The sequence below is a fragment of the Alteromonas sp. 5NS40-0096 genome (assembly GCF_057544385.1).
This window is the reverse complement of the sequence record NZ_BAAJLQ010000002.1, coordinates 372811-395542: the sequence shown is the minus strand read 5'-3', so window position 1 is coordinate 395542 and position 22732 is coordinate 372811. Positions and strand designations below refer to the sequence as shown.

Here is a 22732-nt window from a genome sequence, read left to right as displayed (position 1 = left end):
CAAGTTGTTCCTATGAATATGAATACAAGCCAAATCGATAGGCAGCGCATTATCATTGTTGGTGGCGGTACTGCTGGCTGGTTGTCTGCAGCCATTATCGCGGCTAAGCACAAAGTTGGTGATAACCAATGTGCACTCGATATTACCGTCATTGAGTCTTCTGACATTCCAACAGTCGGTGTTGGCGAAGGCACTTGGCCAACGATGCGAAACACTTTAAAAGACATTGGTCTATCTGAGCGAGACGTTTTCAAACGCTGCTCTGCGGCATTCAAACAGGGTGGCAAGTTTGTCAATTGGGTAACTGGTGAAGACCAGTACTATCACCCTTTCACTGTGCCGCTTGGCTATGGCCGTATGGACCTAGCCCCCTATATCGATGATATTTCTGCATATGCCAGTGCGGTAAACTTTCAAGAGGCAGTTTGCGAACATAATTTAGCTCCACGAGAACTCAGTGACGCTGAGTACAACAGTGCCCAATCAAATTATGCCTACCACCTTGATGCAGGTGCTTTTGCTGATTTACTGCGAGAGTTTTGTACGCAAAAGCTTGGTGTAAGCCACAAAGTCGCAACCGTCAAAAGCATTAGTGCGCCTCATCATACGCACATCGAATCCATTACTTTGGAAGACGGTACCGTACTGACTGCCGATTTATTTGTCGATTGCACGGGTTTCAAGTCATTGCTACTTGGCGATGCGCTGCAAGTCACGACCAATTCTACCGATCATGTTTTATTCAATAATTCTGCATTGGCGTTGCACGTCCCCTATGGTGACGATTATGAAATCAAGCCATACACACAAGCAACGGCTCAGGAAGCGGGTTGGATTTGGGATATTGGATTGTCGTCAAGAAGAGGCGTAGGACATGTATACTCCAATGACTTTATCTCTGACGACAAGGCCCTTGAGATACTTCGTCAATACGTCGGGCCGAAAGGCGAATCACTTGAACCGAAATTAATAAGATTCGACTCGGGCTATAAATCTCAATTTTGGAAAGCTAACTGTGTTGCGGTGGGCTTGTCCGCAGGATTTGTCGAGCCACTTGAAGCAACGGCCTTGATGTTAATCGAAATATCAGCCCGTTACATTGCGGAGCAAATGCCTGCTCCAGCGCCAGCTATGTCAATTGTGAGTGATAGGTTTAATAAGCAAATGGCCTATCGCTGGACACGCATCATCGACTTTTTGAAGTTGCACTACATCTTGAATCAACGAGATGAACCTTATTGGCAAGCCAACAAAAACCCTGAGACCATTCCCGAATCATTGAAACAAGATTTGGCGATTTGGGGTTATAGAGGCCCTCAAATCGAAGACTTTTCATCAGCCATCGAATTGTTCCCAGCGGCCAGTTACCAATATGTACTTTATGGTATGGGTTTCAAACCCGACTTTAGTTTGCAGCAACATCGCTATCAACAAACCGATATGGCGCAGTCTTTAATTCGTCAAAGCCAGTTAATTACCCAACAAAAGCTCAGCAATTTACCTAATCATAGGGACTACATCGCGCAGTGGCTGGAAAACTAATGGAACAATCAATGCCAAATTTCGAATCTCTATCTGCTGATAAACATTCAAAACTGTTCGTTGACGAACAAAAGCTAATTGCGACATTTGCCAAGCAACATATGGTACACGTCGAGGTCGCCGAATGCGTAAATGCCAGTACCGAATTTGCACTTTTCTTTAGCCGTATCGCCAACGGTAAGGGCTGGACGGTTTCAGCCCTATGCAGTTTTGTACCCGGACAGAATTTGTTTAGCCCCAGTGCAGAGCAATGGACCGCACATTACACGCCAATGAGCTTACGTACACTGCCATTGTCGATGCAATACGATGAACAGAATCAGTCGACGGTCATGTTAGACACCGCCCATTCTGCCGTTTCATCTCATCATGGCGAAGCGCTTTACAACGCTGCTAATCGCCCAACGCCATATTTGAGCAACAAGCTAAAACAACTCGACGAACGAGTTAGCGCGTTTGCTCAAACCCAAAGCATTCTCGCCAATGCAGAAAAATTGGGGTTAATCCAACCTGTTGACCTCATTTTAGAGTTTGCGAACGGCGAACAGCAACGCATCAATGGTTTGGCAACGGTCAATGAAAACGCATTGAAGGGCTTGTCAGCACAAACCCTACACGAATTGAATACACAAGGCGTATTGGCGCCAATGTATAGCCTTTTAGGCTCAATACTTCAGGTGAATCGACTCATTCGCTTACACAATGGACGCTACCCTGAAAACCAAATAAAAAACATTAAGTTCGAAACCAGCAAGTCCTAATTTAAGTTCATAGGAGCAGTAGATGTCTTCCAGCACTATCCAAGTGTCTGTTTTTCTTTTTGTCACAGCCTTGATAGGTTTGCTCACCTATCTCAGTTGTCGTGGACAAAATCGTGGCGCCACTAACCAAAATAGAGAATATTTCTTAGCCGGTGGTGGTTTAGCTTGGTACTTTGTTGCAGGGAGTATCACATTAACAAACCTAAGTACCGACCAACTCGTTGGTATGAATGGCAACCAAATGGCCCTATTGGCACTTTGGGAGCTATCGGCTGTTGTCGGTTTATTCGTTTTGGCAAAAGTTTTCTTGCCCGTTTACTACAAGTTTAAATGCACAACAACAACAGAACTTCTCGAGCAGCGTTATGCGAACAAGCATATTCGCGCGGTAATCAGCGCGTTGTTTTTTGCTGGTAGCGCGTTGATATTTTGCCCGGCGGTGATTTATTCCGGTTCGTTGTTCATGCAGTCTATGTTTAATGTCGAATTGCCATTAATGTACATTGCTGTGATTTTCGTCATCGTTGGCGCCTTGTACGCAATCTTCGGTGGTTTAAGAGCAGTTGCTGTCTCTGACACATACTCGGGTGTGTTGCTACTCACTATGGCGGTTGTTGTCGTGATACTTGCGCTACAAGCGATTGATTATAACTTTGACGGCATACCAAAAGAGCGTTTGACCCTTATCGGCGATGATAGCTCTCCGATTCCTTGGCACACACTGTTGACCGGTATGATCTTCATTCAAATGTTCTACTGGGGCACCAACCAAGTGATTACACAACGTGCAATGGCTGCACCGTCGTTAAAAGAAGCGCAAAAAGGGGTATTCGCCGCAGCTGGAATCCGCTTGCTTATCGTACCGGCAATTATCGTTGTACCGGGTATCATCTCATTTAAACTTTTCGGTGACGTCGGTGATAGCGCCTATGGCATGATAGTGTCAGAGGTATTGCCAGATTGGTTATCGGGTGTTTTTGCAGCAGCTATGGCAGCAGCAGTATTGACGACATTTAACAGTAACTTGAACTCTGCAACAGCATTGTATGTGTGTGATATTCATGAAAGCTACGTGAATAAAACGCCTAATGTACCTAAGCTTAGCGGCTTTGTGACTATTTTACTGTGCTTTGTATCTCTAGCATTGATACCGATTTACCAACAAGCAGATAGCATCATTAACTTAATCCAACAGTTATATGGCTTATTGAGCATGCCTATCCTATCAGTATTCGTTGTCGGTTTACTGTTTAACAATGTCAACGCTAACGCGGGGATATTCTCAGTGGTATTTGGTGTGGCACTTTACGCACTATTGAGTTTCGAGTTCTCACCGTTTTATGCACCGTTTGGATTGCACTATATCCACTTGATGTTTGTTACCCTAATTGCCTGCGTCTCTTTTGCACTGTTGGTCAACCGAGTCATCTTCGGGCAAAAAGCCGAGTTCTCCCTAGACGTTTACCGCGGGTAAACGCACCAAGGAAGCGCCGTTTATCGGCGCTTTTTTTATACCCAAAAGACAGTTTTCCATCCCTCATTATTCAGCTAACGAATTAACAAAACTCACTACAGATTAACAACTGATCCGTCCAGCGGGCATTTGGCATATTTTTCACGAAAAGCCGCAAAAAACAGGAAGTAAAACGTTTTCCCTAAATGCATAATGATGTAAACTTCGCGACATAGTTCACAGTTGGCGTGTCTGATTTTCAACACTCTAGCTACAATATTAACAACTCATTACGCTGGAGATCTTCATGTCTTCTATTCCTTCTTATATTCAGTTGGATAATGACCAGGTTAGCTTGGTGATCGACTGCCAGACACGTGTTCCGACTATCTTGTATTACGGCAGTAAATTAAGCGCATCCACCACGCCAGAAATGCTAACCCTTTTGAGTACAAGACAAGAGGCAAAGTGCGCGCCAGTTAATGAACCTCCTATTGCACTAATACCGAGTTACGGTGACGGATTTACCGGAGCCCCCGGTATGGAAATCAATGGTGCTCCTGAGCTGTGGTCAACAGGCGCTACCCTATCTCACGTTGAACAGTCTCAATCTTCAGCAATACTCACGTGTATTGATACTCATAGGTTGGTCAAACTGACTGTTCGAGTCGAACTCGATACTAACACCAGTATAGTCACGTTACAGTCGAGCATAACGAACATGTCGGCTAGCCCTATGAATGTTCAGTGGTTCAACTCAGCAACGATTCCATTAGGCCCTAAATACACCAAACTGAAAACCTTTGAAGGGCGCTGGTCCAGTGAGTTCCAGACCAAAGACATTGATCTTTTTATGGGTAGTTATGTTCGTGAAAATCGCCGCGGTAAAACATCCCACGATACGTTTGGCGGTTTGATCTCGTATGAGGCTGGCACTGACGAACAAGCAGGCCAATGTATTGGCTTTCACTTAGGGACAAGTGGTAACCACAGAATGCGAGCAGAAATGATGGCTGACGGCCGTACTTATGCTCAATTTGGAGAGTTATTGCTACCCGGTGAAGTCTCTCTTGAAAAAGATCAAAGCTATTCATCCCCTGTTTTATACATGGGTTACAGCAAAGAGGGATTCAGCCACCTGTCAAACAACTTCCACAATTACATTCGCGCTAACGTTCTGACTCATTCAGTATCGACGAAAGCGCGCCCTGTGCATTACAACACGTGGGAAGGCATTTACTTCGATCATGATGTCGACACATTAAAAGCGCTAGCTGATAAAGTTGCGCCACTTGGCGTTGAGCGGTTTGTCCTCGATGATGGCTGGTTCAAAGGTCGTCGTTCCGATAAAGCGGGGCTCGGTGATTGGGTTATCGATGAAACGGTATACCCCGATGGCCTTACCCCACTGATTGAGCATGTAAATCGTTTAGGCATGGAATTTGGCTTGTGGTTTGAACCCGAAATGGTAAACCCCGATAGCGATTTGTACCGTGCCCACCCTGAGTGGGTATTGCAAACCACAAATAACCCGCAAATCCCGTTTCGCCATCAATATGTCTTGGATTTGAGTAACCCTGATGTAGTGGAATACTTGTTCAATGCTGTGAATGATGTGCTGACTGCTCACCCCCAGATTAAATATGTAAAATGGGACATGAACCGCGATGTTAATCATCAAGGTGGGCTAAGCGGTCAACCCGCAATGCACAAACAAATTCAAGCCTTATACCACTTAATATCTCGTATTAAGTCTCAACACCCTGGGCTAGAAATTGAAAGTTGTTGTTCCGGAGGTGGACGTGTCGACCTGGGCATTTTACAAACCACTGACAGATTCTGGACGTCAGACTCTAACGATGCGCTCGATCGCTTAAGCATACAAAGAGGTTTCTCGTTCTTTTTCCCAGCAGAGGTAATGGGTGCGCACGTTGGTCCAAGGGACTGCCATATCACCGGTCGCCATATTCCAATCGCTATGCGCGCTGCTGTAGCGATGTTTGGTCACATGGGTATCGAGATGGACCCTCGAGAGCTAACCGAAGAAGAGACAGTGGAGCTAACTCAAGCTATCGCGCTTCATAAAGAGAATCGCGAGTTAATTCACAGTGGCAATTTGGTTCGATTAAACGAAGACGGTCTGAATATTAACTTTGGTATCGTAAACCAAGAGAAAACGCAGGCATTGTTTGCCTATAACAGCGTAATCGAAACCGTGCGCACCAACCCCGGTAGAATGGTATTTGCGGGGCTCAGTGCAGAGCAAACCTATAGAGTTGATATTGCGTGGCCAAACGCGCTGAAAGAATACAGCCCGTCAATATGGAACAAGATTGACGGCCAAGTTGTATCCGGTGACGCTTTGATGCAATTCGGTATGCAAATGCCAGTTGTGTTCCCGCAAACCGCATTGATTTTTAAACTCACAGCTGTGTAGTTTCTCTCAGCGCCGCTGTTCTCCCTTGTGTGGCGGCGCTTTTTTCCCTAGGTAAAGCGAGACTAAGTTTTAACCACCTCGTCTTCGATTTGTCGACTTAATTCAGCTTCATCATCATTAGAAGATTTAACTAAACTCACAGATAACGCCGCGAGCGTCATTGACCCACCTGCCATCAACATCATGTAGATGGCATGATTATCGAAAACGTTTGCCAACATCGGCCCAATTACAATACCAGCAACAATTTGTGGCGTGGCTACGGTAAAGTTGAAGATGCCCATATACACGCCAGTTTTATTAGCAGGCAAAGCGCCAGCCAACATCGCATAGGGAACGGCCAAGAGACTTGCCCACGCAAAGCCTATGCCTATCATTGGCACGATCAGCCATAAAGCCGCTTTCGGCAAAGCCAAAGTTGTCACCAACACATTGACCTCGACAACCGTGGTATCGTTAAACAAAATGAAACTCGCAAAACCGACGCCTCCCATCAGCAACCCGGTTGCATAGACAGGTTTACGACCAAATTTTTGCATCAGTGGCCCCAATATAGCTGCAAAGCTCGCTGCAGAAACAAACATGACGGCGCTCAATAATCCATTCCAATCACCAGCTGTACCGCGGGCATTCGCCACTTCATCAGTAAAGCCACCAACGGATTCAACGTAATCTGGGTCAAACCATTGAATATCGATTCCCCAAGCATATTGCATCATCGCAGTTGGCATGTAAGTCCACATGATAAACAGTGGAAACCACGAGAAGAATTGAACAACAGCAAGTTGACGCATGATTTGAGGCATATCGCTCAGTAAACGTACAAAGCCGCTAATTTTGTCTTTCAAAGGTATCGATTTTGCCACTTCATGCTCTTTTTCTACAGCCTTAGCGTCCATTCCCTTAAACGCGTAATATTGCTCAGGTGGATACTCTTTTGTGCGGAATACGGTCCACCACACCGACCCCATCATCACGGTAGCACCAACGTAGAATGCCCAAGTAGTCGAAGGAGATACCTGACCCAAAACTGCAGTATTGTCCAGACCAACAACGTTAGTGAGCAAAAACGGCAGCAGCGAGCCAAAAATCGCGCCGATATTGATCAACAATGTCTGAATCGCGTACCCCCTGTCTCTCTGCTCAGCGGGCACCATATCGGAAACGAGAGCTCGAAATGGTTGCATGGTGACGTTGAAGGACACATCCATCAACGCCAGCATAAACACGCCAAAAATCATAGGAGACAAAATCGCAACAAATACCGAAGCATTGGGTAACAACAGCATGCCGATACACGCGAAAAAAGCGCCGTAAAAAATATACGGATTGCGACGCCCCATTCTGTTCCAAGTTCTATCGGTTGCAGCGCCAACGAAGGGTTGCACGATTAACCCCGTCAAAGGAGCGACTAGAAAAAATAAAGATAAGGATTCAAGGTGCGCCCCTAAATCAGCGAGGATACGGGTAATGTTTGCGCTTTGTAATGCGAAGCCGATTTGTATGCCTAAAAAACCGAAGCTGACGTTCCACATCTGCCAAAAATGTAATTGCGGTTGTTTCATTGCTGCCCTGCTAAAATGAAAATAAATTGTTAATTTTTCATAGTACCTATAATTTTGATGATAATTTGGACTGTTTGAGCTGAATACGTATGTAGGTCGTAGCGTAAACACCAATAAAAAGCCGCTTCAAAATCGCCCTATTCGCTGTGTATAAAAAACAAACTATTGCATAGTTGTAAATTCCGTTTATGCTTTTTATTCATTGATTTAAAAAGCGATTTATTATGAAACGGAAATTCTCTACAAGACTGTCCCAGACGATCCTTCGCAGCATTACAGCACTACTGTTTTTTGCCTCGCCAACAGTTTTGGCGCAATCGAACCTCAACCAAGTCATTGAGCAAAACGCTGAGGCCTTTTCTTACCAAGATGGTAAATTCAGTGGGAAAGGCTGGAATACCGTCTTAGAAGCGGTGAAGTCGCACCAAGCTACCTTGATTGGAGAAGATCATTTCTACAATGAAATCCCCGCATTTACGTCGGCACTAGCAGCAAAGATTAAGTTCGACAGTTATTTTTGTGAAATCGATCCCTACTCTGCTGAGGCCATCGCTTATCATCTCCAAGAAGACAGCGATGACGCATTACAACACTATCTTGATAACTATGGCTCTACGTTTTCGTTTTACGCCCTAGCGCCAGAATTTGCATTGTTGCAGCAGTTGAGCAAAGACGGCACCCAGCTCTATGGTACGGATCAAATCGTGCTAACGGCAGATCTCCTCATGGCGGCTCAGCTCAGCGAAATCACTTCACATGATAAAGCAAAAGCTATCTATCAAGATATCATGGAGCAATCGTCCCTACACTTTTCCCGCTTTACTAAAGGCGAGGGTGCTCCGTACTTTTTTACGCCTCAATTCGAAAGCCAACTTGCCGAACTACAAGGACTATTGCTCAGTCAGCGAGAGCATAAAATCATTTCAGATTTGATGCTTTCAAGAACGATTTACCTAACACAAGACCACCATTTACGCATCCAACTGATGAAGCACAATGTAATGGGCCAGTTACATGCAATTCTTCAAGGAAAGAGCTTGTTTAAATATGGTGCGATCCACACGAACAAGGCTGAAAGCGTGTTGGGTGGCTACGATATCGGGAATTTGGTGGCCAATATTATGGACTCTGAATTTAAATCATCATTGCACATAATGATTATCGGCATGTCGGGTAGCCAAGGTGTGCCCTTCGATGGCATGCCCATCGGGGCCGTTGACCCAACGAGCAAAGATTTAAAACATTTCCAGCCTTTTTTCGAGCAAGTTAATGACGAAAATTGGGTATTGTTCGATCTGAACCCAATTCGGGCTGCTATGGCTAAAGGGAAAATTGAGATCGACAATGACGTATTGCGCAAAACCGTAAACGGACACGACTATCTCATTGTCATCCCTGAAGTCACTGCCGCGCCATTCATCAACACCAAAGAGTAGCGACAGCGGGTAACGATGTAAATTGGGAGCTTATTGCGGTGTCTAGGGTCAATAATTGTCGTTTTCGGGTCAATATTTTGCCCCCTAATTAGCTTACATTGGGTGGATAATACGCAGAATGGGAGCTCTTCGTGGCCTTTATCATCGCAGCTATACCCTTTTTCTTCTTACTAATCGCAATTGAATTAGTCGTTGATAAGATCAGAAAGACTGGATATTACCAGTTTAACGACGCAATAAACTCGCTCAATTTAGGTGTGTTCAGCCGCGTTACTGGCATTTTGAAAGCCATGTTGCCATTGTCGGTCTATGTCTGGCTTTATCAAGAACACCGCATTGTCGATATCCCTAATGACCACTGGGCTGTGTGGATATTTGCCTTCGTGGTTTACGATTTAGGGTATTACTGGGTTCACCGCCTTAGCCACCGGGTCTCGATTATGTGGGCGTCGCACGTCGTTCACCATTCGAGTGAAGAATTCAATTTGACGACGGCATTGCGACAGACCAGCACGCCAGCTTTATTCGCTTGGGTGATTTATCTGCCGATGGCGGTAATAGGTGTGTCGCCAGAACTCGCTGTTGCTTGCGGTTCACTGAATTTGATTTATCAGTTTTGGGTACACACACGTCACGTTGATAGAATGCCGGATTGGTATGAAGCGATATTTGTAACACCGAGTAACCACAGAGTACATCACGCTTTGAATGGCCCTTACATCGACAAAAATTATGGTGGCGTTTTTATTCTTTGGGACAAACTTTTCAACTCCTTTGAAGACGAGAGAGCCGACGTCAAAATTGTCTATGGTGTGAGTTACCAACTAAATAGCTGGAATCCGATTTGGGCGAACCTACAAGTATACAAAAACATTCTGATTGATGCGTGGCGCACAAAACGGTGGGTCGATAAGATTAAAACCATTTTTATGCCGCCGGGCTTCAGAGCGGAAGACTTAAAAAAAGACTACCCAAGAAAATATGCCAATAGCAAAACCTTGATCAAATATGATGTAGCGCTATCTACCACAATGAAGGCCTACGTCCTTATACAATTTGCTCTGGTTATCGCCCTCACCTTTGCCTACATTCTGCATGTGGGCAACCTGACTCTGGCGCAAAACTTTGCTGTCTGTGGTTTAGTCATGTATCACTGCTGGGGTATCAGTACTTTGCAAGAAGCGAAACGCTACAGTGGTGTTGTAGAAACCTTACGCTTGCTCTCAAGCAGCATTGCTCTGTATTACTTCGTAGGAAACCACACGTTGTTTGCTTTGATGCTGGGGATTAATGCTATCAGTGGCGCGTGCTTTTATCTCGCCAAATCTAACTCAGAAGGGGAATTGCCCTCGACCTCGCCATAAAACGCTGATGCCGTGGGCGGCGACAATCTGAAATCTCTCGGCGTTACGCCATAACGCCGTTTGAATGCGCGCTGAAAAGCGCTTTGCTCTGAATAACCCAACGCTTGAGAGATATATAAGAGTTTGTGTTCGGTTTGCGACAAGTATGACACGGCTAAGTCCAACCTTACTTTGTCGCAAAATGCTGAACAATTGGTTTGATAGCGCTGAAATAGCCGCTGTAATTGTCTCTCGCTCAACTGTAAATATTCTGCAATTTGAGATAAATCTGGCACCTTTTCGGGCAAGCTTTCAATAATAAATTGGCGAATAATATCCAAAGGGGTCGAACGGCGTTTCTCGGCCAAAGTTTGTTCTGCGTGGTGACACAATACATTTAATACTTCTTGGTGAGAGGTACAGATCGCGAGATCAAAATGCTGAGCATCAACTCGTATCCCGTTAAAGTCCGCATTAAAATAAACAGGACAACGGAAAAACGCTTGGTACTCACTTAGCTCGCCATTCAATGAATGAGTAAAATAAACGCCACTGGGGCAGGCGCTTGATTTGGTGTGAGTAAAAGCAAAGGCCACCCAAGCTGTAATTACCTGCTCTACCGTATTTGCGCTTGCGCCATATTCAGATAGCCAACGCATAGTAATGGTATCTCGCTCAGACTCGAAATAAGCCAAGCCAGAATTTCCCAAAAGGCATTGGTAGCGTTGCTGGTAACCCAATGCTTCTTTTAGCGTAGGCGCGGCTGCCACGATGTAACCCAAAATCCCCCAGAATCCGATATCAAAATGCTTGCCGTGCTGAAACCCAACATTGCTGCAATTCAACTCCTGCTGGCCTAATGACATTAACATCTCATATTGTCTGGTCGTATAGACACCATCACTTTGGTTTAACGATGTTTCATCGGTATTCAGGGTTTGTAATAGGTAGGCCCGAGGTACGCCAGACAAAGATAAGAAATCCACTAACGCGCGAATAGAATAAGCCGGGAGCGTAGGAATCATAAAACACTAAACCACTGCTTTTGGTGTTAATTTTTTGTAAAAGTGTATTGGTTAGCGTAGCTGTTGTCGACTGATTTAACTCAATTGTCGTTAGCAGGCTGTATGGATTGTTCAACTGCTGCGATAAAGCTATTTGGCGTATCGAGCCCCAAATAAAGGGTATGGATACCTTTTACCGGTTCTGTCAATTCGATCCGCACATTTGGTACGCCAGCATAATTACACCGTTTTATACCTTTATCACGCCTGATAAATTTGTGGTTTTCTTCTATGCGTTTGACCAAGCTTAGTGGCACGTAAAGCGGCTGATAAATACCTACCCGTATAATGAGCTCACGGTGGTCAATTGAAATAGGACGCAATGCAACAGCTTTTAATTCGGCGTAAAAAAACACCAGCCCGAATGCCGTCAATAACGTCACAATATTGGCGGCACTTGGCGACCACAGAAAGTGCAGCAGCATATGCATGATTGGCAATTCTAATAGCATAATCAGCATAAAACCCAGTAGATGACTATGTGCGCCATCTTTCTGATGATATGAAAAGTGTTGTTGCCCCCGATAGTCACGCTTGCGGATTCGAGAAGAAAACAAAGCGAAAGTCCACATTCTGGTTTCAAAGCACAGCAGAGAGCTGAACAAGGTTGTGCCAAATTGCCTTTGAACAGGCTGTGCTATGGCCTCATCTGGGTCTTGACCATTGACCAACGCGTGCCGAACAGCCATGTAAACAGTAGCAATAGTAAACACTTCAATTAACAATACGATCCCCAGTACAACATAGCGGCCAAACTCTAAAACGTGCCAAACATCTTTATTAGGTTCAGGGATAATGTAGCTGCCGACAACGACTGCAATTAGCATTAAAATCAGTGCTTTGCTCGTCGCTTTTTTCTTGTCGCTCTCGCTAAACCAACAAAGAAGAGGGAGTACAATTAGCGCGTCGACTAAAAACAGCCATTCAAAGTTTGCTTGCCCGAAATCATTCAGTACCGTTTTTGACGAGTAGTAGGCTCCCCATGCAACAGAGATCATGAGTAAAAACAGTAGAGGCAGCTTACTTTTTAGTGCTGGGTTCACGTATTTCTCCGACAAACGCGGTAAAAAGGCCAAATGTGTTGACCGCTAGCGTGCAAGTATTATCAATACGCCCTAGATTAACACACCATTAAATGCCAAAGCAGGCATAAAGAAAAAAGCAGAAAATGCCACTGATCCGGTCACAGAGAAAGCAGTTAGACAAAAAGATGCTTGCAACAAAAACACACGTGGCTGAGCAGCCGCACTCTCTTTGTAGGTAACGACGGCTAGTGTCATTGCTTCGGCCCACTTGGCGTAAATTGACCGAAGTTGCCTTAATATAGGCACTGCGTAAACAGCGATAAAAGCGAACACGACTTCGATTCCACCGAAGTGGAACAGTAATGCAATCTCAGGTGCAAACCAACCGACTACACCGATAACACACCAAAATGCGGCCTTTTGATACCAAGTTAATTGTTCCCATTTGATCACTGGATTACCATACAAGCGCGTGAATATCCTTACTGTTAGATATGGTCATCATGCTAACAATATCAAGCTTTTACTCGTATTACATCTTCACCTTATACAAAAAAGCCGCTAGCTTGAGGCCAGCGGCTTGATGTCAAAAAGCTTACGATTTATTCGGCACTGGCTTTTTTGCTCTCCAGCGTCATACCCGTACCGTAGCGGTTATCAAACCCTTTCCATGGTGCAGTGGGCTTACCCGACACAGGGGTTTGATTGCTGCTACCTCTGGGTGCCAAATACTCACACGCTGATACCTGCTCTTTTACGTAGCAGTCCATCATTGCTAAGGTAAAGTGTTCATTGATGAGGTTGAGTGTTTGCGAGCTCCACGCGGGCTCGTAGTAATGCCCAACATCGAGTTCATTACCCATAGCTTCGAGTGGTGCGGGATGAGGAGCAATGTTGTGTCTGGCATTGGCGTAAGTCAGCAAATACGTGTCTTGTGAGCCTGACTGCTCGTACAACCAACGCACGCCCTCGTAACCTGATACATCGTCTAAGTCACCAGATATATAGAGCGCAGGTACATCTACCTCGGCTAAGGCTTCAGCACTGAATAGCTGATGTTGACCACCCCAAGGCGCTAAAGCCACCATCGCTTTCCAACGCGCATCGGTATCGCCTACCGACGTTTTTCCGCCTGCGCAGGTGTTTAGCAACGTCTGCACTGCTGCCATTGCCGCGGGGTCTTGTGTACCTGTGAACATACCCGCTTGCTCAGGGGTGAATTGATAGCAGCCACCAATGGTGTTAACGGCACCAAAACCGCCCATCGAATAGCCGACCACTCCAGCTCGAGCTGGGTCTGCCACCGCGGCAAAAAACGCATCGTTCAGCACAGCATCAAGTGCGAAGTGTTGATCTCGTGACCTATTGTAAAGCGTGCTTGGAAAACCATTGTAAGGGCCGTTGATGATATCCACATCAGCATTAGTGGAATCGGTATGGTCAATGCCAACAACAATATAACCATGAGAGGCTAGATGCTCACCAAGATAATACATAATGGTTCTGTAACCCGTGTACCCATGGGATAGCACGATGACGGGGAATCGGCTATCACTTTTAGCCACTTTGGAATCTCGTGTCGCGTCAGCCAGTATTGAGAAGACTTTTCCAGAACGCGTTTCATTGACATAGGTTGCTACAGGCTCGTCATTACTGGTGGCTGGATACCACACCTCAAGGGTTAGTGGGCGGTCATACATCTGCTGTGTATAAACATTGAATTGCCCGCTATTAGTGACATTTAACTGCTTAACACCAACGGCATATTGGCCTTTTTGACTCAGTTCAGGCGTTACATCATCCGGTAAGGGTACATATAGAGATTGAGGAGACGGTACACCGGTATCTTGCGCTGTTACACTCAAGGAACAAACTGACGTTAAAAGCGCAGCCGCTACTGCCAATTTAGGGCTTAATTTGAACATGAAAACTCCACATTTCTTTGCATTTTTACAATGCAACCATTCAGTTTTATATGATAAATAAGATGATACCTGAAAACACAAGGCTCAGGCTTTAAACTGGTGATTGGCGCGAATAAATGTCTTGAATACAGGGCTATTGTGACGCCACAACGGCTTGCATTAAGCGCTCTATTGAAGCTCGCATAATGTTTTCTGCGGCAACACTGTCGCGATTAACAATGGCTTGGCACAAATCTTCATACGTTTGGGCAGATGGAGTTTCTATGCCTGGTACTTTGTGGCTATACCGGATCGTAACGCGCAGCGCAGTAGAGACGAAATCAATCAGCTGCAAGAAGAATCGGTTACCCGTTGCATTGAATAACGCATCGTGAAAAGCAATGTCTGCTTCGAGTGGATCTTCAAACCCCGTATCAGCATCTTTTATCCGACTTAACGCGGTTTGAAGGTCAGCTAAATCGTCTTCGCTGGCGTTGGTAGCGGCTAACGCCGCGGCTTGTGGCTCGACCACCACGCGTACTTCCAAAAACTCTCTCAGTAAACCTAGGGTAGGCTTGCTTACTAAAATCCATTTTAACACCTCACTGTCGAACATATTCCAAAACCGTTCGGGTTGAATACGTATCCCTTGTTTAGGGCGAGAGCGAATAAGCCCCTTGGCAGATAACATTTTCACCGCTTCTCTGGTAGAACTCCGGCTCACACCGTACTCGTTACAAATTTCGGCTTCTGAAGGCAAGGCATCTTGATATTCGCCACGTACAATCGCGAGACCCAGTGTATTGGTGAGATTTTGAGTAATATTGAGAGACAGAGAGTTTGGCATACCGCAAATCGACAAATAGTGTCACTCTCACCTTAGCTAACCTCAGCTAGGGCGTGACGTGTTGTAATTATTATGTTTATTGACGAACACATGCACATTTAATACTGGTTCGCCTATCCAAACTTTAACAAGCTGGAAAGTCACACCAGCCTAAAAGCATTAAGACAGCCGACACATTGCAATATCGAAGGGGGAATTGCAAGGATAAGTTTTGCGTAGAAAGGAGGAAACGACGCAACAGGTTTGTTGCGCCGCTATGAAGACTTGTTGGTCTTATGTGTTTAAGCTTTGTTCAAGCAGAGTGAGACTCAGGCAAACGCCCCTTGCTCCGCACTGCACACGTAAATAGTTGCCTTGAGGCCAGACTGCTCCTCATAGCGCTGTTCTACGATGTCTTCTACTTGCTTGACTTTATCTTTCGGAACGAGGGCGACGACACAGCCACCAAATCCGCCGCCAGTCATGCGAACACCTCCGGTATCACCAATCACTTGCGAAATAATCTCAACCAGAAAGTCAATCGGCGGTACAGTAATTTCGAAATCATCTCGCATAGAAACGTGAGATTCCGCCATCGCTTTACTCACCGTTGCAATATCACCCTCTTGCAGTGCTTTGTACATATTCAAGGTACGGGCATTTTCAGTGACGATATGATGTGCGCGCTTGTAAGCGGCTTCCGGCAATTGAGGCTGGTATGCTTCAAGCATTTCTAACGTCGCCAACCTCAAGCTTTTTACACCCATAATTTCTGCAGCTTGTTCGCATTGTTCACGACGCAAATTGTATTCACTGTCTACCAAACCACGCTTCACATTCGAGTTGATAATAACAATTTGCAAATCATCAGGTAGCGGTGAATGTTCGATATGCAATGATTCGCAATCGAGTAACATCGCCATGTGCTCTTTGCCCATGGCCGATATCAACTGGTCCATAATGCCACATGAGCAACCGACGAATTCGTTTTCTGCTTTTTGCCCCATCAATGCGGCCTTGACCCCATCAAGCGGTAAATTAAATAATGTTGAAAACGCGCGTAAAATCGCGATTTCAAAACTAGCCGAAGAACTCAAACCTGCGCCTTGAGGCACATTCCCGGTCACAACCATATCTGCGCCTGTCACTTCTGGAAACTCGCTCAATAAAACTTGAGTGACACCACGGATGTAATTCGCCCAGCTTTGCTGTTCATCGAACTGAATATCGTTGAGCCCAAATGTATTGGTTTCGCCATTGTAGTCCAACGCCGTTACTTTCACTTGGCCATCAGTACGTTTCGACGCCGCTATCCAGGTCCCAAAATTAATGGCCGCAGGAAAGACAAACCCCTCATTGTAGTCAGTGTGTTCACCAATGAGATTGACTCGACCTGGGGCGTGAACCACAGCTTCGGGAGTATAGCCAAACTCGCGTTCAAAAGCCGTTGTCAGGGTGTTATTACTCGGCATCTGAAGACAGCTCCTTATAGTGAAATTCTGATAAATTCTTAAGACGGTGCGCGGCTTGTTCCGGCGTAAGATCGCGTTGCGCTTCTGCCATCATTTCGTAGCCTACCATAAACTTTCGCACACTCGCAGAGCGCAGCAATGGTGGAAAGAAATGTGCGTGCAAGCCCCATTCGGCATGAGCTTCACCGTCATTGGGTGCACTGTGCCATCCCATTGAATACGGGAAAGAGGTCATAAACAAGTTGTCGTAACGGACCGTAATTTTGCCAATGATGTCAGCGAGAGAAGACTCTTGGCTTGCGCTCAACTGAATCAGTGAATTGGCTTCAAACCGCGGTAACAATAACGTTTCAAATGGCCAAGCCGCCCAATATGGCACAACAACAACCCAATCGTCATTGGCACATACGACACGCTCATCTAAGTCAATTTCGCGACGCACATAATCAAGTAATAGACTTGAGCCGTGTTTGTCGTAGTAATCATTGAAATTGGCCTGCTTTTTCAGCGCTAATGTTGGTAAGTGTTGCTGCGCCCAAACCTGACCGTGTGGATGAGGGTTTGAACACCCCATAACAGCGCCTTTGTTTTCAAATACTTGGACCCAGCGGTAAGTTTCGCCTAACTCTCGAGTTTGCTCTTTCCAGCATTGCACTACAGCAACGCGTTCGTCGTGCGATAGTTCAGGCAACGTTTTGCTGTGATCCGGAGAGAAACAAATAACACGGCTACAGCCTTGTTCGGTGCTGAAAGTGAACAAAGGGTCATCGCTGCTTGCATGCGGCGTGTCATCTCTTAACGCAGCAAAATCATTGGGAAATACAAACGTGCCCTTGTAGTCAGGGTTTTTCTCGCCATTTACTCGCGTATTGCCTGCGCACAAATAACAACTGGGATCATGAGCCGGGCGTCTATCTTCCGCGGTGGCTTCTGACTGGCCTTGCCATGGACGTTTAGCTCGATGAGGGGAAACCAATACCCATTCACCAGTCAGTGGATTATAACGCCGATGCGGATGATCGGCTGGATCAAATTGTTGTTGCATAATCATTCTCTCAACACAAGCTACTTGTCTAGCGATGTCGCCATTTCTATGAGTTAAACCAAGGGTGAAACGTTTAACCCCAGATTCAAAAAATTGGCGCTTGTTCAGCGCCTTCAATACGTTGTAAATTCATACTCGAAAGTAACTTCACATTGTTCGCCAGGGGCGAGCCAAGGTGAAGGGAAATTTTCTTGATTCGGTGCATTGGGAAAATGCTGTGGCTCAAGGCACACAGCCCCTCTCGGTTCCATGACAACGCTACCGTTGCTATCGACAACTGCCTCATCCAGATTCACGGTATACAACTGCATGCCAGGAGAGTTTGTACTCAATGTCATTACCCTACCAGACCGAGGGTCCCGAAGCTTTGCTTGTACGCTAGTGTGTTGCGCATGATGAGTTACCGCAAAGTTGTGGTCATAACCACCGGCTAATGCAAGCTGTGGATGGGCTTCATCAATATGCTGACCAATGGCTTTGAATGCAGAGAAATCAAAAGGCGTTCCACTCGTATCCATTAGTTCGCCAGTCGGGTTGATATCCTCGTCAACTGGCGTGATCGCCTTGCTTGCTAGCCAAAGCTCGTGTTTAAGTGCACTTCCCTGCCCCGCCAAATTGAAATACCCATGCTGTGTGAGACTCACTGGCGTTAAGGCATCTGTTGTTGCTGTGAAATGCAGCGCCAGCTTATTTGTCTTATACAAACGGTATTCGGCAATTGTCTCTAGCTGACCTGGGAAACCACTGTCGCCATCAGGGCTGGTGTAAAGTAGTTTAACACCCACATAGTCATCATTGGATATCGTCTGGGCTTGCCACACGACCTTGTGAAAACCACCATTACCACCGTGAAGACAGTTTGGGCCATTATTGATATCTAACTGATGAGTTTTACCCGCGACGTTTAATCGCCCATGCGCTATTCGATTGGCATACCGGCCTACTATTGCACCTAGGTAAAAAGGGTCCGCTTCGTATTCGCCAAGGGTAGAATACCCGACTACAACGTTGTCTGTGTTTCCCTCTTTATCAGGCACATGAATGTCGGTGACAATGCCGCCGTAGTTAATTAACTTAACCTGCATCCCCAGAGCGTTACGCAATGTAAATTGCGTGACCTCTTGACCATTTTTAGTGGTGCCAAAATGGGCAGTTTCGATACTGAATCCAGTAACGTTCGACATTGAAGACCTCATAATCTGATTAACACGAGCAATACGTTATCAGTTATAATAAACTAAAGGCAGAGGGTATACGTTTTCCCTCCTTTTGAAAAGTTTTTTTGAACAAAAAACCGTCAAACGGACAATTATTTTTTAAAAAAATGTCAATGACGTTATTTTTATGTAAGATTAACTGAGGTTAAGGAAAATGTTTTCCTCTCAGCAATAACAAGGCATCAGCTCGACTCTTTCAGGAATAGAGAGCGGACAAAGACAAAATGGCGACAATAAAAGATATAGCGAAAGCAGCCGGCGTATCACTTGCGACCGTGTCTCGGGTCATCAATGACGGACCCAAAGTTGGCGATGAAACGCGAAAACGCGTGAAACAAATTATGGCCGATATGGGGTACCGCCCCAATGCAAACGCAAGAGCGCTCGTGTCGCAACAAAGTGCATCGTTGGGCGTTGTTGTAGCAGAACTCAGAGACCCTTTCTTTGCTTCCCTTGCCCACGGCATTCAAACTGTCGCGCTAGACAAAAACGTACAAATATTGATGAGCTGTGGTTCAATCGAAGAAGAAACCGAGCGCAAAGCCATCGAAACCTTACTCGAACACCGCTGCCAAGCCATGGTAGTACACAGTAAAACCTTACCCGATAGCGAATTAATTGAGATTTCTAAGCAGGTACCTGGGTTTGTTCTCATCAACCGTTACATTCCAGAAATTGGTCATAGATGTGTGTGGTTGGACAACGTGGCAGGCGGCAAGATCATGGCTGAATATATGCTACAACAAGGGCACAGGGACATTGCCGTGATCTCGAGTAAATACCACATTGACGATCCTGAGCACAGGCTCGCGGGTATCCGTGCCGCGCTTGATGAACACGGTATTGAGCTACCAGACACGAACATTGAGTTTGGCGTACCGGATCAGGAAGGCGGCGAGCTCGCCATGCAAAACCTATTGGCTAAAGGTGTCAAAGCTTCAGCTGTACTCACCTACAACGATGCCATGGCGTCAGGAGCCATGACGACACTGCTCGATCACAATATCGATATCCCCGGCCAAATATCAGTAATTGGCTATGACGATATTTTGCTGGCCAAATACTGTCGTCCTAAGCTTACAACACTACGCTACCCTATCGAAATGATGGCGACAAAGGCGGCAGAACTCGCATTAAGCTACGCTTTTGGCAAGGCTCCAAGCAATGAAGGCACTTATAAGTATACGCCGACGATTATTCGTCGAGAATCAGTCAGCCGCCCCTAACCCTGTCATTTAAGACCTATCTCACTGCGAGTCATCGCTCGCAGTGTGCACTCTATTCATTTTGTTTTCTGTATTAGTCGTTCATCAACTTATTTGAATTTTTCACTTGCATTCAATGATTACACATGTAATTCTATTTTCAGACTACAGTTGTAATCAATGGTGCAAATAATGACAGTAGATAGTAAACCTGATATTTCCAACGCAGAATTCGATGTCCTTGATGTCATCTGGGACGCCTATCCCGCTACGGCAAACGACGTCATTAAACGCTTGAATGAGCGCAAAGACTGGCATGAAAAAACCGTCAAAACGCTACTGGGACGCTTAGTTAAAAAAGGCGTTCTCGGTTTTGAAAAACAGCAACGCCAGTACCTCTACTCGCCACTGATTGCCCGTGACGAATATACAAAGAAAGAAACCGAAAGTTTTGTGAGCCGTTTGTTCAAGGGCAAGCTAGCACCGTTAGTGGCGGGGTTCGCAAACCATAACGATTTATCTAAACAAGACGTTGAAGAACTCAAGTCATTGATCAAGCAATGGGAAGACCAAAATGATTGAATGGCTAGTTGAACAACAAGTCGTACTTACATCGGCGTTAGTATTACTGATTCTACTCGAACAGTTATTCACTCATAGAATCGGCATCAAATTATCTTACGCGCTATGGCTTTTGATTCCGGTTGTTCTGGTAGCCAACAACTTACCCCAGACGCCAATTGAAATCCAAAATGAGAGCGTTACGCGCTACGTCGTTGGCTTGTCTTCCGAAGTAGCGGTATCCAATCACAATGGATGGTTTTTGCTCTGGTCTTTGGGAGCAAGTGTCATTGGGTTCGGTATTCTGTTCAGTTACTTCAAACTCAGTGCGTCCACCCGAGTTGAAAGCACAGGAGATGGTGACATTCATTACTCCAATGCCACCAGTTCACCTATGCTGTTTGGTTTTTTACGCCCCAAAATCATAGTTCCAACGGATTTTTCGACGCGATTCGATCCGCAACAACAAGCATTAATTTTAGAACACGAGCGAGCCCATTTCCGCCATTCTGACCACATATGGAACGGCTTGGCGTTACTTATGATCACACTATTCTGGTTTAACCCTGTGATTTGGATTGCCCTACGCTCTTTTAGAATTAACCAAGAATTAGCGTGTGACAGCGCTGTATTAAAGCAAAAAAGTGACAAGGAAAAACTGATATATGCCAAGGCGCTCGTCCAGTGTGCCGAGCACGCATCAGTACATAACAACTTATATCCCGTCTTTGGAGGAAAAAGTACAATGTTGAAACGTCTTAATACGATCAAACAACCGATAAGCATCAACAAAATTGCGCGTAGTGCTGCCGTTGTTGTCGCGGTTAGCTTCACTGCATTTGCCGCTTTAGCGGGCACTTCTCTTGCCAAGCAAGAAATTGAAGTTGAAAAAATCAATCAAGCTTGGCCTATCCATCGCGTAGAACCACTTTACCCGCAATCGGCAGTTGAGAATGAACAAGAAGGCAGTGTTATTCTTAAATTCGATATCGATGAAGAAGGCGCCACTGATAATATTGTTATTGTCGATTCAAAGCCAGAGGGCGTATTCGATGACAGTGCCTATACTGCGCTCAAGCAATGGCAGTTTAAGCCAGCTATCAGCAATGGCAAACCACTCCGTCAATCTGGTTTATTGGTTCAACTCGATTACAAATTAGGACCAGACTTTAGCGCCCAACATATCGAGCACAAAGACGACGATATGGAAAAGATAGCGATTCAAAAATAATCGGTTAAAGCCACCAGCAGGTGGCTTTTTTATCCCTCATTATTCGATGCTTTGGTACTACTTGCGTAAAGGTGAGTACCAGCCAGAGACACCAAACAATACGCCGTAAAAAAGTAAAAACCCTGCCCGACAGCTGACAGTGTTTGCGAACTGATTTCGACAGCAAACTTAAAACCGAAAACACTGAGTTCATGCACCGTTGCCGTCTCGGCATGATTGGTAGACAAAATCGCCAAGAACACAGCGACGACAAAAACATCTGCCATCGACCACTTACCGATGTTTGATACAAAAGAGAGCAACTTGCGTTCTCTTACCGCGTCAGATTGGAAGTATGCAAAAGACACCATTAGGGTTTTCAACAGTGGAATACAAACGGAAAAACCGAAAATCAGAGCGGCAACCAGCAATCGTTGGTCACCCCAAAGCTCACTAACGGTGGCAATAATCGAAAGTTCTTTATCAATTAATGACGACACCAACGATGAACTACTGATATTGGCAGCCATTTCCATATTGAGTTTAAACATCGGGAGAAAAATACCGGGAAAAAACAACCCGAGTGCTGCCAAGTTCAACCCAAACCCCATATGTTTTTTCAATGTCGTTACTCCCACTTTTTTGCATCACACCATACCGTGATGC

At 45.5% G+C, this 22732-nt stretch carries 19 protein-coding genes; 9 read left to right on the top strand and 10 right to left on the bottom strand.

Annotation, left to right across the window (positions count from 1 at the left end; all coding sequences use genetic code 11):
- Window positions 1-12 precede the first annotated feature (12 nt).
- From AC27G9_RS07635 to AC27G9_RS07620, 4 genes are all read left to right on the top strand, one after another.
- Entirely contained in the window at window positions 13-1542 is a 1530-nt protein-coding gene (locus AC27G9_RS07635) for a tryptophan halogenase family protein (protein ID WP_487072716.1), read from the top strand.
- Window positions 1542-2303 carry a SapC family protein gene (locus AC27G9_RS07630; RefSeq protein ID WP_487072714.1) on the top strand — a complete coding sequence of 254 codons (762 nt, stop codon included), beginning with the start codon at window positions 1542-1544 and terminating at the stop codon, window positions 2301-2303. The genes AC27G9_RS07635 and AC27G9_RS07630 overlap by 1 nt, the downstream gene beginning before the upstream one ends.
- Before the next feature lie 22 nt (window positions 2304-2325).
- Window positions 2326-3777: an SLC5 family protein gene (locus tag AC27G9_RS07625; protein ID WP_487072712.1), complete on the top strand. Its 1452-nt coding sequence runs from the start codon at window positions 2326-2328 to the stop codon at window positions 3775-3777.
- Window positions 3778-4063: 286 nt separating this feature from the next.
- On the top strand, window positions 4064-6193 hold the full coding sequence (locus AC27G9_RS07620) for an alpha-galactosidase (RefSeq protein ID WP_487072710.1): 2130 nt from the start codon (window positions 4064-4066) through the stop codon (window positions 6191-6193).
- Between the two features lie 62 nt (window positions 6194-6255).
- Here AC27G9_RS07620 and AC27G9_RS07615 read toward each other — a convergent pair whose 3' ends face one another.
- The gene (locus AC27G9_RS07615) at window positions 6256-7758 is read right to left on the bottom strand and encodes an MFS transporter (protein ID WP_487072708.1); all 1503 of its coding nucleotides are present in this window, start codon (window positions 7756-7758) and stop codon (window positions 6256-6258) included.
- Window positions 7759-7982: 224 nt separating this feature from the next.
- On the opposite strand from AC27G9_RS07615, the gene AC27G9_RS07610 reads away from it, so the two are divergent.
- Together AC27G9_RS07610 and AC27G9_RS07605 are read left to right on the top strand one after the other, a co-directional pair.
- Complete coding sequence (locus tag AC27G9_RS07610) at window positions 7983-9194, top strand: hypothetical protein (protein ID WP_487072706.1); 1212 nt, start codon at window positions 7983-7985, stop codon at window positions 9192-9194.
- Window positions 9195-9325: 131 nt separating this feature from the next.
- A complete protein-coding gene (locus tag AC27G9_RS07605; RefSeq protein WP_487072704.1) occupies window positions 9326-10558 on the top strand; it encodes a sterol desaturase family protein in 1233 nt (410 codons plus the stop codon).
- On the opposite strand, the gene AC27G9_RS07600 is transcribed toward AC27G9_RS07605, so the two are convergent.
- The 8 genes from AC27G9_RS07600 to AC27G9_RS07565 all read right to left on the bottom strand — a co-directional run bounded on the left by AC27G9_RS07600 (window position 10507) and on the right by AC27G9_RS07565 (window position 19057).
- Entirely contained in the window at window positions 10507-11562 is a 1056-nt protein-coding gene (locus tag AC27G9_RS07600; RefSeq protein ID WP_487072702.1) for an AraC family transcriptional regulator, read from the bottom strand. The genes AC27G9_RS07605 and AC27G9_RS07600 overlap by 52 nt on opposite strands.
- A gap of 80 nt (window positions 11563-11642) precedes the next feature.
- Window positions 11643-12644 (bottom strand): hypothetical protein, encoded by a 1002-nt coding sequence (locus AC27G9_RS07595; protein ID WP_487072700.1) that lies wholly within the window; start codon window positions 12642-12644, stop codon window positions 11643-11645.
- Between the two features lie 72 nt (window positions 12645-12716).
- Window positions 12717-13079: a hypothetical protein gene (locus tag AC27G9_RS07590; RefSeq protein ID WP_487072698.1), complete on the bottom strand. Its 363-nt coding sequence runs from the start codon at window positions 13077-13079 to the stop codon at window positions 12717-12719.
- A 149-nt stretch (window positions 13080-13228) separates the two neighbouring features.
- Window positions 13229-14551 carry an alpha/beta hydrolase family protein gene (locus AC27G9_RS07585; RefSeq protein ID WP_487072696.1) on the bottom strand — a complete coding sequence of 441 codons (1323 nt, stop codon included), beginning with the start codon at window positions 14549-14551 and terminating at the stop codon, window positions 13229-13231.
- Between the two features lie 133 nt (window positions 14552-14684).
- Complete coding sequence (locus AC27G9_RS07580) at window positions 14685-15377, bottom strand: FadR/GntR family transcriptional regulator (RefSeq protein ID WP_487072694.1); 693 nt, start codon at window positions 15375-15377, stop codon at window positions 14685-14687.
- Window positions 15378-15685: 308 nt separating this feature from the next.
- Entirely contained in the window at window positions 15686-16828 is a 1143-nt protein-coding gene (gene galK / locus AC27G9_RS07575) for a galactokinase (protein WP_487072692.1), read from the bottom strand.
- Window positions 16818-17873 (bottom strand): UDP-glucose--hexose-1-phosphate uridylyltransferase, encoded by a 1056-nt coding sequence (locus AC27G9_RS07570; protein ID WP_487072690.1) that lies wholly within the window; start codon window positions 17871-17873, stop codon window positions 16818-16820. The genes galK and AC27G9_RS07570 overlap by 11 nt, the downstream gene beginning before the upstream one ends.
- Window positions 17874-17986: 113 nt before the next feature.
- Window positions 17987-19057: an aldose epimerase family protein gene (locus AC27G9_RS07565; RefSeq protein ID WP_487072688.1), complete on the bottom strand. Its 1071-nt coding sequence runs from the start codon at window positions 19055-19057 to the stop codon at window positions 17987-17989.
- Between the two features lie 257 nt (window positions 19058-19314).
- Here AC27G9_RS07565 and AC27G9_RS07560 point away from each other — a divergent pair, with 257 nt between their 5' ends.
- The 3 genes from AC27G9_RS07560 (at window position 19315) to AC27G9_RS07550 (ending at window position 22087) form a co-directional block, all read left to right on the top strand.
- Window positions 19315-20316 (top strand): substrate-binding domain-containing protein, encoded by a 1002-nt coding sequence (locus AC27G9_RS07560; RefSeq protein ID WP_487072686.1) that lies wholly within the window; start codon window positions 19315-19317, stop codon window positions 20314-20316.
- Window positions 20317-20487: 171 nt separating this feature from the next.
- The gene (locus AC27G9_RS07555; RefSeq protein WP_487072684.1) at window positions 20488-20877 is read left to right on the top strand and encodes a BlaI/MecI/CopY family transcriptional regulator; all 390 of its coding nucleotides are present in this window, start codon (window positions 20488-20490) and stop codon (window positions 20875-20877) included.
- Complete coding sequence (locus tag AC27G9_RS07550) at window positions 20870-22087, top strand: M56 family metallopeptidase (RefSeq protein ID WP_487072682.1); 1218 nt, start codon at window positions 20870-20872, stop codon at window positions 22085-22087. The genes AC27G9_RS07555 and AC27G9_RS07550 overlap by 8 nt, the downstream gene beginning before the upstream one ends.
- 29 nt (window positions 22088-22116) lie before the next feature.
- On the opposite strand, the gene AC27G9_RS07545 is transcribed toward AC27G9_RS07550, so the two are convergent.
- Entirely contained in the window at window positions 22117-22689 is a 573-nt protein-coding gene (locus AC27G9_RS07545; protein ID WP_487072680.1) for a paraquat-inducible protein A, read from the bottom strand.
- Window positions 22690-22732: the final 43 nt, after the last annotated feature.